Source organism: Rathayibacter sp. VKM Ac-2803 (assembly GCF_009807175.1).
GTDB lineage: Bacteria > Actinomycetota > Actinomycetes > Actinomycetales > Microbacteriaceae > Rathayibacter.
This window is the reverse complement of the sequence record NZ_WUCD01000001.1, coordinates 3188727-3202985: the sequence shown is the minus strand read 5'-3', so window position 1 is coordinate 3202985 and position 14259 is coordinate 3188727. Positions and strand designations below refer to the sequence as shown.

The following is a 14259-nucleotide window of genomic DNA, read 5'->3' as shown; positions in this document are numbered from 1 at the left end:
GTGGATTCCACGAGCCGGAGGTGCGCCCGGCGGCGGTCGTCGGCACTGCTCAGGAGGCCTCGGCACAGGCGAAGGTGCGGCGGTAGGCCGCCGGCGTCGTCTGCAGCACCCGCACGAAGTGGTGCCGCATGACGGCGCCCGTGCCGAACCCCACGCGGCCGGCGATCGTCTCGAGGGGCAGGTCGCTCTCCTCCAGGAGCTGCTGCGCGCGCAGCAGGCGCTGGCGGTTCAGCCAGGCGAGCGGAGTGGTGCCCAGGTCGGCGCGGAACCGGCGCGCGAAGGTGCGCGGCGACATCAGCGCGCGGCGGGCGAGGACCTCGACCGTCAGGTCCTGGTCGAGGTTGTCGAGCATCCAGTCGGTGACACCCGCGAACGAGTCGGCGCGCACCTCGGCGATCGGGGTGCGGATGTACTGCGCCTGGCCGCCGTGGCGCTGCGGGGGCACGACCATCCGCCGGGCGACGACGTTGGCGACCGCGGCGCCGAGCTCCTCGCGGACGATGTGCAGCGACGCGTCGATCCCGGCCGCGGTCCCGGCGCTGGTGACGATCCGGCCCTCCTGCACGAAGAGCACGTCGGGGTCGACCCGGACGGCGGGGAAGCGCTGCGCCAGCTCGTCGGCGTGCATCCAGTGCGTCGTCGCGCGCCGGCCGTCGAGGAGCCCCGCCTGCGCGAGAGTGAAGGCGCCGCTGCAGACGCTGAGGATCCAGGCGCCGCGGGCGTGCGCGCGCCGCAGCAGCTCGAGGACGCGCTCGTCGACGGGACCCCGGGAGTGCGCGGGCACGGCGATCAGGTCGGCGCCCTCAGCGGCCTCGAGCCCCTCGGTGATCACCATGTCGAAGCCCAGGCTGGTGCGGACGGGGCCCGGGTCGGCGGTGACGATCGTGAAGTCGAAGGCCGGCCCGCCCTGCTCGCTGCGGTCGATGCCGAAGACCTCGCAGACGACGCCGAACTCGAACGGCGCGAGGTCGGGGAGGGCGACGAGGGCGACGGAACGGAGCATGGCGGCAGGATAGCCCGCTGCGTCGAGTTCCTGCCAGGCCGAGCCGTTCCCCGGGCGCCGATAGGGTGTCATCCGGCGCGCGGCGCGGGCGCCGGACAGCGAGGGAGAAGCGCATGGCATGGCTGGTCACCGGGGGAGCCGGGTACATCGGGGCGCACGTGGTGCGCGCGTTCTCCGAGCAGGGCATCGACCCCGTCGTCATCGACGACCTGTCGTCGGGTCACGAGTCGTTCGTCCCCGAGGGCGTCCCGTTCCACCGCGGCTCGATCCTCGACGAGGCGCTGCTCGACAGCGTCTTCGCCGAACACTCGATCGAGGGCGTGGTGCACGTCGCCGGGTTCAAGTACGCCGGAGTGTCGGTCCAGCGCCCTCTGCACACCTACGAGCAGAACGTGACGGCGACGATGCGCGTGCTGGCCGCGATGCAGCGCGCCGGAGTCTCCTCCATCGTCTTCTCCTCCAGCGCGGCCGTCTACGGCGCGGTCGACGTCGATCTGGTGACCGAGGCCACCCCCAAGAGCCCGGAGTCGCCCTACGGCGAGTCCAAGCTGATCGGCGAGTGGCTGCTGGCCGACGCGGGCCGGGCGCACGGCGTGCGGCACGCCTCCCTCCGCTACTTCAACGTCGTCGGCTCGGGGTACCCGGACGTCTACGACACGAGCCCGCACAATCTCTTCCCGCTCGTCTTCGAGGCGCTGCTCGCGGGGAGGACGCCGCGCATCAACGGCGACGACTACCCGACCCCCGACGGCACCTGCGTCCGCGACTACATCCACGTCGCCGACCTCGCCCTCGCGCACGTCGCCGCGGCCCGCCGCCTCTCGGCCGGCGAGCCGATCGACCCGGTCTACAACCTCGGCAGCGGCACGGGCGCCTCGGTCGGCGAGATCATGCGCGCGATCGCCGACAGCACGGGAATCGCCTTCACCCCCGAGGTCGCCCCGCGCCGCCCCGGAGACCCGCCCCGCATCGTCGCCTCGGGCGAGACCGCGGCGCGCGACCTGGGCTGGGAGATGCGCCACAGCATCGCCGAGATGGTCGAGAGCGCCTGGCAGGCCCGGAGCAGCGCCGCAGCCTGACGTCGTCCGCGAGATCGGACACGGTCGCGACACGCCGGTGTGTCGTGAACCCTCCACGGAGGGTTGAGGGTTTACAGTCCGCGACTTGACCTGAGCGAATGACACCGGTGTAATTACCTTGCGGCAGCTCCGGTGACGAGCGGCTCGCTGTTCATCGGTCGCAGGCGGGGTAGGAGACGTTATGGCACTTCCCGACAGTCTCCCCGAAGGCAACGATCTCCCCGAGAACCACGGCGTCCCCGGTCGCTCCGGAGTGCCCGAGGACTGGTTCGTCGATCCGGTCCGGCTCGGCGTCCCCGGTGTCCGCCGCGGTGTCGACACCGAGAGCGAGGCACCCGGCGGCGCGCTCTCCTGGCAGGTCGACTCGCTGTGCGCGCAGACCGACCCCGAGGCCTTCTTCCCCGAGAAGGGCGGCTCGACCCGCGACGCCAAGAAGATCTGCACCTCGTGCGAGGTGCGGGCGCAGTGCCTCGAGTACGCCCTCGAGAACGACGAGCGCTTCGGCATCTGGGGCGGCCTCTCGGAGCGCGAGCGCCGCAAGCTCCGCCGCCGGGCGTAGCGCACGCCTGCCTCCCCTCCTCTCCTCTTCGCCCCCTCCTCTTCGCCCTCCCGGCGGGCCACGCGATGCGGAGGATCGCTTGCTTGCTGCCGCTTCATCGCGTGGCCGTGAGTGCGTCGGGGGAGGGCGGCGAGCCGCAGGCGGCGCCCCGGTCGCCATCGCCTAGGGTGGTCCGCGATGTATCCACGAGTCACCGCCGTCCTCGTCGCGCGCAACGGCGCGGCGTACCTCGAACGAACCCTCGCGGCGCTGCGGACGCAGACCCGCCAGCCCGATGCGACCGTGTTCGTCGACGGAGGATCCCGGGACGCGACGGGTGAGCTGCTCGCGGGATGGGGGCCGACCCAGCTCGTGCAGGTGGCCGAGAACCTGCCCTTCGGTCAGGCCGTGGCACGCGCCGTGCGCGTGATGCAGCCTCCCGCGGGCGAGGACGAGTGGCTCTGGCTGCTCGCCCAGGACTCCGCCCCCGACCCTGGCGCCCTCGCGGCGCTCCTCGGAGCCGTCGAGGTCGCTCCGTCGGTCGCGGTCGCCGGACCGAAGGTCATGGACTGGACGCGCACCGGCTACATCCGGAGCTACGGCGAGTCGATCACGCGCTACGGCACCACGGTCCACCTCGTCGAGGACGAGCTCGACCAGGGTCAGCACGACGCGACTCCCGATGTGCTCGCCGTGTCGGCGGGCGGCATGCTCGTGCGGCACAGCCTCTGGGAGGAGCTGGGCGGCTTCGACCCGGGACTCCCCGTGGTCGACGACGCCCTCGACTTCTCCCTCCGCACCCGCCTCGCGGGTCACCGTGTCAGCCGAGTGCCCGACGCCCGGGTGTCGACGGCGCGCATCGGCCTGCAGCGCCCCGATGGACGCCGCATCGACGGCGGCGAGCGTCGCCGCGCACGGCAGCACCGCACCGCCCAGCTGCACCGCCGGCTCGCCTACGCGCCCGTCGCCCTGCTCGTCCTGCACTGGCTCACGCTGGTGCCGCTCGCCGTCGGACGCGCCGTCGTCCGCCTCCTGCGCAAGCAGCCGGGGCTCGTCGGAGGCGAGCTGCTCGCCTCGTTCGTCGTGGCGTTCGGCGGCACCAAGGTGTTCCGCGCTCGCCGAGTGCTCCGCTCGTCGAAGAACGTGGGCTGGAAGGCGATCGCGCCCCTGCGGATCCCGCTCGACGTGGTGCGGCAGCTGCGCTCGGTCCGCCACGACGCCGTCCGCGTCCAGGCGAGTCGCGAGCGCCACCCTCTGCAGTTCTTCCAGGGCGGCGGAGTGTGGATCGTGCTCGTCGCCGCGCTGGCCGGTCTCATCCTCTACACGCCGCTCATCGCCGCGTCCGCGATCAGCGGTGGCGGGCTGCTCACACTGTCCCCGACGGTCGGCGAGCTGTGGCAGAACGCCGCCTACGGCTGGCGCGACCTCGGCTCCGGCTTCATCGGAGCGGCGGACCCCTTCGCCGCCGTCCTCGCCGTCCTCGGCTCGCTGACCTTCTGGGCCCCGAGCTTCTCGATGGTCCTGCTCTACCTCACGGCATTGCCGCTCGCGGCGATGGGCGCCTGGCTGATGATCGCGCGGATCACCCCGCGACCGATCGCACGCGCCGCCGGAGCCCTCGTCTGGATCCTCGCGCCCGCCTTCTTCGCGGCGCAGGCCGACGGGCGTCCGGCCGCGATCCTCGTGCACGTGCTGCTGCCGTGGCTGTTCTTCGCCGGCTTCGGCGCGTACCGCTCGTGGTCGGCCTCCGCCACCGCGTCGATCCTCGCCGCGATCATCGTGGCCTGCGCCCCGGTCCTGGCGCCGCCGCTGCTGGTCGTCTGGATCGTCGTGCTCGCCACGGCCGGTCGCCGCATCGGCCGCTTCGCCGGGCTGCCGATCCCGGGCCTCGCCCTGCTGTTCCCGATCGTGGTCGCTCAGGGCGGCCGGGGCGACTGGTTCGCGATCCTCGCCGATCCGGGGGTCCCGCTCGCCTCGGCGCGCGTCGACCTGTTCTCGCTGCTCGCGGGCTTCCCGTCGCAGCTCCCCGACAGCTGGCTGGGCTTCCTGCAGGATCTGAGCGTCCCGGCCTCGGCCGCGACGCTGGCGACGGCCGTGCTGATCCTGCCCCTCATCGTCGCCGCGCTCGCGTCGCTCCTCCTCCCGAACAACCTCTCGGCTCTCGGCGGTGTCGGTGTCGCCGCCCTCGGGCTGGTGACCGCGACGCTGGCGCAGGGCCTCGAGGTCGCGACGAGCGGATCGGAGTCGGTCGCCGTCTGGAGCGGGACCGGCCTCAGCCTCTACTGGCTCGGCCTCGTCATCGGCTTCTCGCTCTCGGTAGCGGCGCTGCCGTCCTTCCGCCTCGTCCCGGCCGTCGTCGTGACCGCCGCTGTGGTCATCGCCGTCGCGCCGCTCGCCGGTGCGTTCCCGCTCGGGACCGGCTCGGTGTCGACGACCTCCGACCGCTCACTGCCCGCCTACGTCGCCGCGGAGGCGCAGAACGACCCGCGGGTCGGCACGATCGTGCTCGTCCCGCAGGCCGACGGCGGCATCCTCGCCCGCCTCGAGCGCGGAGCGGGCGCGACTCTCGACCAGCAGTCGACCCTCGCGGCGACCGGAGCCGAGAGCACGGACGCCATCGACGAGCTCGCGGGCAATCTCGTGTCGCGCACCGGCCTCGACGTCGACTCGGCCCTCGACGAGCTCGGGGTCCGCTTCGTGGTGCTGACGGAGCCGACCGAGTCGCAGGCGAGCGGCGCGGCCTCGGCCGTCCGCTCCCGCGCCGCCGTCTCGCTCGACGCCAACGCGGCGTTCTCCGCCGTGGGCGACACCCGCTACGGCCTCCTCTGGAGCGCCGTCGACGACGACGGCGTCCGCGCCGATCCCGCACCGAGGGGAGTCGTCGGGCCCTTCGGCCTCGCCTACACGGTCGGCGTCCTGCTCGTCTTCCTCGTCGCGGTCCTGCTCGCGGTGCCGACGGGCCTCTCGCTCGAGCGCGCCCGCTCGGGCGCCGCGGTGGCGGGGATCGACGACGAGCCCGGCGAGGCGACCGGCCAGTTCGACGACGGGAACGACGATGTCTGATCCGACCGACCAGGAGACGCCGGCGAAGGCCGTGTCCTCCGCCCGCACGAAGCGCGCCGACCGCCGCAGGGCCCCGAGCGAGAGCTCGGCCTCGACGCCCACCCGCCGCGGGCCGTCCGCCGCCCGTCGGCGCCGCTCGGCCCTCCGGGGTGCAGCAGGGATCGCGGGGCTCGCCATGGCGGCCGCCGCGGTCGTCGTCCCGCAGCTGATCCCGCTGCCCGCGGAGAGCCGCGCCGCGGAGGGCGTCGTGATCACGCCGGTCGCCGCCGACGGCTCCCTGGTCTGCGGGGGCGACCTCATCGACGCCGGTGAACCCGAGGAGCTGCGAGCATTCAGCGGCTCGGCGACCACGGTGTGGCCGGCCGGCTCGACCTCGGGCTCCGCGGTGCTCACGGAGGCGGATGTCGCGGCCCCGGGCTCCGGAATCGACGGTCTCAGCGTGCCCGCCGACTCCGACCCCACTCCCGGCGGAGTGACGACCCAGTCGATCGCGAACGAGTCGATCTCGGGCCTCTCGGCGCACGGCTGCGCCGAGCCGACGGCCGACAGCTGGCTCGTCGCCGGGTCGACCGACGTCGGTCGCACGTCGGTGCTCGTGCTCGCGAACGCCAGCGAGGTCGCCGCGACAGTCGATCTGACCCTCTACGGCGAGCAGGGCCTCGTCAGCGCCACCGGCGCGACCGGGATCGTGGTGCCGGCGGGCTCCGTCCGCACGCTGCCCCTCGCCGGACTGGCGCCCGATGTCGTCCAGCCGGTGGTCCGGATGACCGCGCGCGGCGGAGAGATCGCCGCGAGCCTCCAGAGCAGCGCCATCTCGGGGCTCACTCCCGAGGGCGTCGAGACCTCCTCGCCCTCGGCCGGCCCCGACACCGTCACCGTCATCTCGGGCTTCACCGTCGCCTCCCCACCCGCCGACACGGCGAGCGACGACGGCAGCGGAGGAGCGGGCAGCCCGGTGCTGCGCATCCTCACCCCCGGCGAGGCCGACAGCACGGTGTCGATCGAGGTCTCCAACGAGGATCCGAGCGGGCTGGGCGCCTCCACTCAGGTCGTCGTGCCGGCCGGTCGCGTCGGCGAGGTGCCCCTCACCGGGCTCGCCGACGGCTCCTACCGGGTGACCCTCTCCTCCGACCAGCCCATCGTGGCGGCCGGACGCTCGAGCTCGACGGGCTCGGCCGGCACCGACTTCGCCTGGTTCGCCTCCGGGACGGCGACCTCCGTCCCGTTCGGCATCGGCAGCACCGGAGAGGCGGGCGCCCGCCTGCATCTCGCGAACGCGAGCGACTCCTCGGCTTCGGTCGTCCTCGAGTCGGCGTCAGGATCGCGCACCCTCGAGATCGGGCCGTTCGCGGCCGCGACGACCGAGCTGGGCACCGACTCCGTCGTGGTCTCGAGCGACCAGCCCGTCCAGGCGTCCGTGTCGATCGCGGCCGACGGCCGGATCGCCTCCTACCCGATCGTGCCGCCCGGACCGCTCTCCTCGCCGGTCACCGTCTACTCGCACTGAGGCGCGATCCACGAGCGTCAGGGGATCGGGCTCTCGGGCTGTCTGTCCGACGCAGGTGGATCTCGATACGCCCGCTGCGCGGGCTACTCGATCAGCGAGGGGTGGGAACCCTGCGCGAGCCGTGCGAGCCGTGCGAGCCGTGCGAGCTCGCTGGTCGAGTAGCCGCCGCCGGCGGCGTATCGAGACCCACCTCCCTAGGGACGTGGGCGCCCGCGTCAGTGGTGCCGGAAGCGGTCGGGCGAGATGTCCCAGGGGTCGCGGCCGAGGAGCTCTGCGACGGCGCGGAAGACGTAGCTCTCGATGAGCATGCGCTGGTGCCAGTCGTCGCGGCGATGCAGCTTGGCCAGCCGCTCGATGGGGACGCGGTAGAGCGTGATGCGCCGGGCGGCGTGGTCGACGCGCCACCGGGCGATCCCCGTGCCGTGCAGGCGGGCGGGGTCGACGTCGGGTGTCGTGGCGACGTCGACGTGGATGCCCGCCAGTTCCTCCGGCCACATCCCTCGGAGGTAGTCGATCGCCGATCCGATCGTCATCTCGAAGAAGTCGGTGCGCGTCTGCAGCGGCGGCAGGTGCGGCCCGGTGACCTGGCCGCGGATGCCCCGCCCGTGCCGATCGCGGGATCCGCTGCGCACGGTGCTCGCCTGACGAGTGGTGGAACGACGTGCGCGGGGCATGTCTCCAGCCTATTGCGCCCGCGACCGCCCGCTCCGTCGCCCCTTGCTACCCTGAGCCGGATGGACGGTCAGGGCGCGGTGGACCACGAGCGCCTGTGCTCGCGGACGGGCTGCCGCTCCGAGGCGGTCGTGACTCTCACCTACGACTACCGCGACTCCGTCGTCGCCGTGGGCCCGCTCAGCCCATCGCCCGATCCGCACGGCTACGACCTCTGCGCCGAGCACGACCGGCGACTGCTCGTGCCGAGAGGCTGGCAGACGATCCGCTACAGCGACCCGTCGGCTCCGACCGTCGGCTGATCGACCGGCCGACCGGGCTCGCGCTCGGGGAAGCCCCGAGGAGCGTCCGCGAGGACCGGTGCGAGGCGTCGGAGCCGCTGGTCGGCGAGGCCGAGCGCGCGCCCCTCCCGCGCCCGGCGCAGCGCGGCGACGCCGAGCAGGAAGTCCTCGGCCGGAGCGTTCGGCACCGGCGAGACGAACGCCGACGCCTCCTGGGCGAGCGAGACCGCCAGCTGCGAGCGCGACGGCTCGGTCATCCGCCCGCGCTGGCGGAGGAACTGCGCGAGCCGGCGGGCGAGGGCGTCCGGGAGGCGCGCCACGTCGGCCGTCGCGGCCCAGCCCAGCAGCGGGGCCGGCACCTCCGCCTCGAGCGGCTCGACCCGGGGGACGCGTTCCAGCTGGCTGCGGGTCCCGGCGAGGATGTCGCCGAGTCGACGCGACTGCCGCGAGAGCAGTCCGACGACCGCGGCGAGGCCGCCGGCCGTCATCAGGATCTCGAGCACCCCGGTCAGGCCGCGCACGAGGGCGTGCCGGAACCCGATGGCTCCTCCGTCGTCGCGCACGATCCGCGCTCCCACGGCGAGCTTGCCGAGCGATCGGCCGCGCGTGGCCGTCTCGACGACGACGGGGACGACGACGATCGAGACGACCAGGGCCGCGATGCCGACCGCCGCGAGTGCTGCGTCGTCGAGGCCGCCGTCACCCGCGAGCGAGGCGACGAGGTAGAAGAGGCCGAAGGCGAGGATCAGCTCGGCGAGGAGGTCGATGATCGCGCCGCACGCGCGCAGCACGAACGACGTCACCGGGACGTCGAGGGCGATGGCCTCGCCGGTGATCAGGCCGGGATCGCCGTCGACGTCGTGGTCCATCGCACTCCTCGGGTCCCGTCCTCCGTCGCAGCGGAGAGATCACTCCGGGCTATCCTCTCAACAGATGGACATCGACGCTCTCTCGGCTGCTCGCAGCACCCAGTGGACGCGCCTGGACGAGCTCTCGCGCAAGCGCCGGCTGAGCGGCGGTGAGGCGGACGAGCTCGTGGAGCGCTACCAGTCCGCCTCCGCCGATCTCGCCGCGATCACGTCGACCGCGGGCTCGACGGCCGTCGGCACGCGGCTCGCCGTCTCGCTGTCGCGTGCGCGGGGCCGACTGACCGGCACAGGAGACGAGCCCCTCGCCGCCGTCTCGCGCTTCGTGGTGCTGTCGCTCCCGGCCGCGCTGTTCCGCCTCCGCTGGCTGACCCTCGCGGTCGCCCTCGCGACGGCCCTGGTGGCCACGCTCTACGCGGTGTGGATCCTCGGCGACGCCCGGCTCCTCGCCGCGCTCGGCGACGACGAGGAGCTCCGCCGCTTCGCGCAGAACGACTTCATCGACTACTACTCCGAGAACCCGGCCGCCTCGTTCGCGGGCCAGGTCTGGACCAACAACGCCTGGATCGCCGCGCAGTGCGTCGCGTTCGGCATCGTCGGCGTCTACGTGCCGTACATCCTGCTGCAGAACGCGCAGAACCTCGGCACGTCGATCGCGGTGATGTTCCACGTGGGCGAGGGCGACACGTTCTTCCTCTACATCGCGCCGCACGGCCAGCTCGAGCTGACGGCCGTGTTCGTCGCGGCGGCGGCCGGCCTGCGCATCTTCTGGGCGTGGATCGCGCCCGGGCCCCGCACGCGAGCTCAGGCCCTCGCCGAGGACGCCCGCAGCCTCTTCACCGTCGCGATCGGCCTGGTCTTCGTGCTGCTGGTGTCGGGCGTCATCGAGGGCTTCGTGACGCCCGCTCCGTGGCCCTGGTGGCTGAAGATCGGCATCGGCGCGGTCGCGCTCGGTGCGTTCCTCGTCTACATGATCGTGGTCGGGGGCCGCGCGTCGCGGGCCGGTGAGACGGGCGATCTGGATCGGTTCGGGGCGGGCTCGCGGAGCATCGCGGAGAGCTGAGCCGGGTCTCACCGGACGCCCGCTCGGGACTCAGAGCCGTCCGGCCGCCTTCAGCGCGATGTAGCGGTCCGCGAGCAGCGGAGGGAGCCGCTCCGGCGCTCCGAGGACGACGTCGCCGCCGAGCCGGCGCACCGCCGCGGCGAGGCGATCGGAGTCGGTGAGCGAGCGCTGGGCGGCGGCGGCGGTGTAGACGGCGCTCCGGTCGCTCCGATCGGCCGCCATCTCGACCAGCTCGGGATCGAGCGCGCACGCGACGACGACGGTGTGCTGCCGGGTGAGCTGGGGGAGGACGGCGAGCATCCCCTCGGCCGAGCCGACGGAGTCGAGCGCGGTCAGCAGGACGACGAGCGAGCGCTGCGAGGCGAGCGTGCGCACCTGGCCGGGCACGGCCGACCAGTCGGTCTCGAGGAGCTGCGGCTGCACGGGGGCGAGCGCGTCGACGACGCGGCTCAGAACCTCCGTGCCGGTCGCACCGTGCACGCGGGCTCGGCGGGTGCGGTCGAAGGCGAGGACGTCGACGCGGTCGCCCGCCGAGGCGGCCAGCGCGGCGAGCAGGAGGGACGCCTCGATGGCCGTGTCGAGCCGCGGCTCGTCCTCGATGCGCGCGGCGCTGGTGCGCCCGGTGTCGAGGACGAGGATCACCCGCCGGTCGCGCTCCGGACGCCACGTGCGCACCACGGGCTCGCGGCGGCGCGCGGTCGCCCGCCAGTCGAGCGAGCGGACGTCGTCACCGCGGACGTACTCGCGGAGGCTGTCGAACTCGGTGCCCTGACCGCGGATCATCACGCTCGTGCGGCCCTCGAGCTCGCGCAGGCGCGCGAGGCGCGAGGGCAGGTGCCGCCTCGACCGGAACGGCGGCAGGACGCGGATCGCGGCGGGAGCGGCGTGGGTGGCCTGCCGGCCGGCCAGGCCGAGCGGCCCCTCCGACCGCACCGTGACGTGCAGGGCTCGACGCTCGCCCCGGCGGCGCGGGACGAGCGCGGTCGTGACGGCCCGCCTCTCCCCGGGTGGGAGGCGCAGGGCCGAGCGCGTGGCGATCGCACCCGCCGACGGCTCCCAGGCGTCGCGCAGGACACCGCGGATCCGCCTCCGCCCCGTGTTCGTGACCAGCAGCTGCGCCTCCGCCCGCTCGCCGAGGCGCACCCGGTCGGGGACCCGGCGCTCGACGGAGACGGACCGCGGCGATCCCGCGATCGCCAGGTCGACCCCGACGAGGACGAGCCAGAGCAGCAGCCAGAGCCCGAGCACGCCGAACGCGGTCTCGGCGCGGCCGCCGAAGAGGACGACCGGCACGAGGCCGACCAGGAGGACGAGGACGGAGCGCCCGGTGAGGTGCACGGCTCAGACCGGGACGCGGACCTGCTGGAGGATGCCGCCGAGGACCGCCTCCGTGCGCACGCCCTCGAGCTCTGCCTCCGGCTGGAGCTGGATGCGGTGGCGGAGCACGGGGAGCACCATCGCCTGCACGTGGTCGGGCGTGATCGAGGTGTAGCCGTTCAGCCAGGCCCACGCGCGCGACGCGGCGAGCAGGGCGGTCGAGCCGCGGGGGCTCGCGCCGAGCTTCACGCTCGGGCTCTGCCGGGTCGCCCGGGCGACGTCGACGATGTAGCCGAGCACGTCGGGGCCCGCACCGACGCGGCGCACCGCCTCCTGGGCCGCACGCAGTCGCGAGGCGTCGAGCACGGGGTGCACGCCGGCGGCGGCGAGGTCGCGCGGGTCGAAGCCCGCGGCGTGGCGGGCCAGCACCTCGACCTCGACGTCGCGCGGGGGCACCTCCAGCACCAGCTTGAGGAGGAAGCGGTCGAGCTGCGCCTCGGGCAGGGAGTAGGTGCCCTCGTACTCGACGGGGTTCTGCGTCGCCGCGACGAGGAACGGATCGGGCAGCGGCAGCGTGCGGCCGTCGACGCTCACCTGGCGCTCCTCCATCGCCTCGAGCAGCGCCGCCTGGGTCTTCGGAGGCGTCCGGTTGATCTCGTCGGCGAGGAGCAGGTTCGTGAAGATCGGCCCCTCGCGGAAGGCGAAGCCCGAGGTGGAGGCGTCGTAGACGAGCGAGCCCGTGATGTCGCCCGGCATGAGGTCGGGGGTGAACTGCACACGGCGCGTGTCGAGCCCGAGCGAGACCGACAGGGCGCGCACGAGCAGCGTCTTCGCGACTCCGGGGACGCCCTCGAGCAGCACGTGGCCGCCGGCGAGGAGCGCGATCAGCAGGCCCGAGACCGCGCCGTCCTGCCCGACGACCGCGCGCCCCACCTCGGTGCGGACGCGGTCGAGCTCGACGCGCAGATCGTCGTCGCCGATCGGCGGGAGGGAGGTGTCGCTCATCGGTGGGGGCCTTCCGGTCGTCGGTCGGGGTGCGTGGTCGCGGGGGAGAGGGCGGTGCGGATCGCGCTCTCGAGACGGAGGAGCTCGTCGGACGCCGAGACCAGCGCCGCGTCGTCGCCGGGCAGGTCGTCGACGAGCAGACGGCGGACGGCGACCGGGTCGCGGCCGAGGAGGTCGGACGCCACCGACACGATCTCCTCGACCGCGGCCGAGGGCGAGAGCCCGAGCAGGGCGCCGACGCGGTGCAGAGTGCCGATGCGCAGGGCGTCGAGGGCCCGGACCCGGGTGTCGCCGCGGGCGTAGAGGCGTGCCCTGCCGCGGGCGGTCTCGCTCGCGTGGACGACGACCGGCAGCGGCTCGACGGCGAGCGGCCCGAACCGGCGCCCGCGCCAGACGGCGGAGGCGACGAACACGCAGACGAGCAGGAGCAGCGCCGGCGTCACCCAGCCGGGCGCGAGATCGGCCGGGTCGGGGGTGGCGCCCCCGGCGAGGTCGTCGAGTCCGACGCGGTACCAGACCAGTCGGTCCTCGCCGCCGAGCAGCCCCAGGGCCAGGGCGGCGCGCCCCGCCTCGTCGATCGTGCCGTTGCGGAGGAGGTCGGCGTCGCCGACCGCGGTGACGGGCGCACCTCCGGGGCCGGTGGCCGAGGCGAGTGCGAAGGCGTCGTCGCCGGTGGGGAAGCAGCCGACGGCGTCGCCCTCGAGGACGCGATAGGTGCTGCCGCCCGACGGGATGCTCTCGGCGCGCTCGGCCGCGGGGAGCGAGCAGCGGGCCGGGAGATCGCCCTCGTCGAGCGGGACGCCGGCGAACGCCACCTGCGGCAGGAGGGCGTCGAGCGCGGCGCCGGTCGGCTCCACGAGCACGATCGCTCCGGCGGCGGCGCCCAGGCCCGCGTACTGCGACTCGTCGAGGACCGCGTTCGGGTCGTCGATCAGCAGCGTCGTGCCGTCACCGACCGTGTCGAGCGCCGCATCGAGGTCGTCGGCGCGCACGACGTCGACGCCCTGCTCGCGCAGGACCTGCGCGACGGCGCGGGCTCCGCCGGGGGCCGCGCTGTCGAGGTCGAGGTCGGCCCCGGGAGTGGGCGCGCCCGTGGCGACGGTCAGCAGCAGCGTCCCGACGGCCACGAGCGCGAGCAGCAGAGCCCAGAGCCGGCCGCGGCGCAGCAGAGCGCCGAGGGTCGGGGTGGTGACGGAGGCGGTGGTCGTCATCGGCGGGGAGCGAGGGCGGCGAGTGGATCGAGCGCCGGCCCGAGATCGGGAGTCGTCGCGGCGAGAGAGCGGTCGAGGTCGCGGATCCGCTCGTAGTCGGCCGCAGTGCCGTGGCCGTCCAGGTACCGGACCCGGTCGAAGTCGTCCGCGCAGCGGCGCAGGGCCTCGGCGGATCCGGGGAAGGCGGCGGAGGCCCGGCGGGCGAATCCGTGCGCCGTGGTGCCGGGAGAGTGGCTCACCACCGTCCGCTCGTCGAGGGCGCGCACCAGCGCGCGGAACCGCTCGACGAGGGCCTCGTCGAAGTCGCCCCGAGCAGCGGCCGCCTCGGCGAGGGCCCGGATGCTGTCGGCCGATCGGCCGTCGTCCGCGGCGAGCACCGCGCCCCTCGAGAGGGCGCTCCGGCGGCGCCGACGCGGCGCGCCGGCGATGAGCAGGGCCGCGACGACCAGGGCGAGCAGCACCACGACTCCGATGACGGCCGCGAGCGGCACCCCCGCGCCGTCGGTGGGCACCGAGAGGGAGGCGAACCAGTCGCGGATCGCCTGCACCGTGCGGTCGAACCACGTCGGCTCGGCGGCCCGGTAGCGCGGATCGGCGAGCTCCTCGAGGAGGAGGCGCCGCGCCTCCTGCGCATCGGGATCGAGCGGCACGCCG

General features: G+C 74.3%; 13 protein-coding genes. 6 read left to right on the top strand and 7 right to left on the bottom strand.

The window, feature by feature from the left end; translation table 11 throughout:
- Nucleotides 1-49 precede the first annotated feature (49 nt).
- Nucleotides 50-1003 (bottom strand): GlxA family transcriptional regulator, encoded by a 954-nt coding sequence (locus tag GRS96_RS14945; RefSeq protein ID WP_159856644.1) that lies wholly within the window; start codon nucleotides 1001-1003, stop codon nucleotides 50-52.
- A 113-nt stretch (nucleotides 1004-1116) separates the two neighbouring features.
- On the opposite strand from GRS96_RS14945, the gene galE reads away from it, so the two are divergent.
- From galE to GRS96_RS14925, 4 genes are all read left to right on the top strand, one after another.
- Complete coding sequence (gene galE / locus GRS96_RS14940; RefSeq protein WP_159856642.1) at nucleotides 1117-2082, top strand: UDP-glucose 4-epimerase GalE; 966 nt, start codon at nucleotides 1117-1119, stop codon at nucleotides 2080-2082.
- A 181-nt stretch (nucleotides 2083-2263) separates the two neighbouring features.
- Complete coding sequence (locus GRS96_RS14935) at nucleotides 2264-2641, top strand: WhiB family transcriptional regulator (RefSeq protein WP_159988859.1); 378 nt, start codon at nucleotides 2264-2266, stop codon at nucleotides 2639-2641.
- Nucleotides 2642-2818: 177 nt separating this feature from the next.
- Nucleotides 2819-5683, top strand: coding sequence for a glycosyltransferase family 2 protein (locus tag GRS96_RS14930; RefSeq protein WP_159988858.1), 2865 nt, complete (start codon nucleotides 2819-2821; stop codon nucleotides 5681-5683).
- Nucleotides 5676-7190, top strand: coding sequence for a DUF5719 family protein (locus tag GRS96_RS14925; RefSeq protein ID WP_159856636.1), 1515 nt, complete (start codon nucleotides 5676-5678; stop codon nucleotides 7188-7190). The genes GRS96_RS14930 and GRS96_RS14925 overlap by 8 nt, the downstream gene beginning before the upstream one ends.
- Before the next feature lie 215 nt (nucleotides 7191-7405).
- On the opposite strand, the gene GRS96_RS14920 is transcribed toward GRS96_RS14925, so the two are convergent.
- On the bottom strand, nucleotides 7406-7864 hold the full coding sequence (locus tag GRS96_RS14920; protein WP_159856634.1) for a metallopeptidase family protein: 459 nt from the start codon (nucleotides 7862-7864) through the stop codon (nucleotides 7406-7408).
- A gap of 60 nt (nucleotides 7865-7924) precedes the next feature.
- Between GRS96_RS14920 and GRS96_RS14915 the strand changes: the two genes are divergently transcribed.
- Nucleotides 7925-8164: a DUF3499 family protein gene (locus GRS96_RS14915; RefSeq protein ID WP_159988857.1), complete on the top strand. Its 240-nt coding sequence runs from the start codon at nucleotides 7925-7927 to the stop codon at nucleotides 8162-8164.
- On the opposite strand, the gene GRS96_RS14910 is transcribed toward GRS96_RS14915, so the two are convergent.
- Nucleotides 8131-9012 (bottom strand): RDD family protein, encoded by an 882-nt coding sequence (locus GRS96_RS14910; protein ID WP_159988856.1) that lies wholly within the window; start codon nucleotides 9010-9012, stop codon nucleotides 8131-8133. The genes GRS96_RS14915 and GRS96_RS14910 overlap by 34 nt on opposite strands.
- Before the next feature lie 64 nt (nucleotides 9013-9076).
- Here GRS96_RS14910 and GRS96_RS14905 point away from each other — a divergent pair, with 64 nt between their 5' ends.
- Nucleotides 9077-10072: a stage II sporulation protein M gene (locus GRS96_RS14905; protein WP_159988855.1), complete on the top strand. Its 996-nt coding sequence runs from the start codon at nucleotides 9077-9079 to the stop codon at nucleotides 10070-10072.
- Nucleotides 10073-10102: 30 nt separating this feature from the next.
- Here GRS96_RS14905 and GRS96_RS14900 read toward each other — a convergent pair whose 3' ends face one another.
- Genes GRS96_RS14900 through GRS96_RS14885 form a run of 4 tightly spaced genes read right to left on the bottom strand, consistent with a single transcriptional unit; the run spans nucleotide 10103 to nucleotide 14255 of the window.
- Nucleotides 10103-11410, bottom strand: a complete 1308-nt coding sequence (locus GRS96_RS14900) for a DUF58 domain-containing protein (protein WP_159856626.1) — start codon at nucleotides 11408-11410, stop codon at nucleotides 10103-10105.
- Between the two features lie 3 nt (nucleotides 11411-11413).
- Entirely contained in the window at nucleotides 11414-12394 is a 981-nt protein-coding gene (locus tag GRS96_RS14895; protein ID WP_159988854.1) for an AAA family ATPase, read from the bottom strand.
- The gene (locus GRS96_RS14890; RefSeq protein WP_159988853.1) at nucleotides 12391-13605 is read right to left on the bottom strand and encodes a DUF4350 domain-containing protein; all 1215 of its coding nucleotides are present in this window, start codon (nucleotides 13603-13605) and stop codon (nucleotides 12391-12393) included. Before GRS96_RS14890 ends, GRS96_RS14895 begins: the two co-directional genes overlap by 4 nt.
- A complete protein-coding gene (locus tag GRS96_RS14885; RefSeq protein ID WP_159988852.1) occupies nucleotides 13602-14255 on the bottom strand; it encodes a DUF4129 domain-containing protein in 654 nt (217 codons plus the stop codon). The genes GRS96_RS14890 and GRS96_RS14885 overlap by 4 nt, the downstream gene beginning before the upstream one ends.
- Between the last annotated feature and the right edge of the window lie 4 nt (nucleotides 14256-14259).

Excerpts from the sequence above, each read along its gene's own strand:
- GRS96_RS14905 (WP_159988855.1), top strand. The coding sequence starts at position 9,077 with ATGGACATCGACGCTCTCTCGGCTGCTCGCAGCACCCAGTGGACGCGC.
- GRS96_RS14910 (WP_159988856.1), bottom strand. The coding sequence starts at position 9,012 with ATGGACCACGACGTCGACGGCGATCCCGGCCTGATCACCGGCGAGGCC.
- GRS96_RS14890 (WP_159988853.1), bottom strand. The coding sequence starts at position 13,605 with ATGACGACCACCGCCTCCGTCACCACCCCGACCCTCGGCGCTCTGCTG.
- GRS96_RS14930 (WP_159988858.1), top strand. The coding sequence starts at position 2,819 with ATGTATCCACGAGTCACCGCCGTCCTCGTCGCGCGCAACGGCGCGGCG.
- GRS96_RS14895 (WP_159988854.1), bottom strand. The coding sequence starts at position 12,394 with ATGAGCGACACCTCCCTCCCGCCGATCGGCGACGACGATCTGCGCGTC.
- GRS96_RS14915 (WP_159988857.1), top strand. The coding sequence starts at position 7,925 with ATGGACGGTCAGGGCGCGGTGGACCACGAGCGCCTGTGCTCGCGGACG.
- GRS96_RS14935 (WP_159988859.1), top strand. The coding sequence starts at position 2,264 with ATGGCACTTCCCGACAGTCTCCCCGAAGGCAACGATCTCCCCGAGAAC.
- GRS96_RS14945 (WP_159856644.1), bottom strand. The coding sequence starts at position 1,003 with ATGCTCCGTTCCGTCGCCCTCGTCGCCCTCCCCGACCTCGCGCCGTTC.
- GRS96_RS14920 (WP_159856634.1), bottom strand. The coding sequence starts at position 7,864 with ATGCCCCGCGCACGTCGTTCCACCACTCGTCAGGCGAGCACCGTGCGC.
- galE (WP_159856642.1), top strand. The coding sequence starts at position 1,117 with ATGGCATGGCTGGTCACCGGGGGAGCCGGGTACATCGGGGCGCACGTG.
- GRS96_RS14925 (WP_159856636.1), top strand. The coding sequence starts at position 5,676 with ATGTCTGATCCGACCGACCAGGAGACGCCGGCGAAGGCCGTGTCCTCC.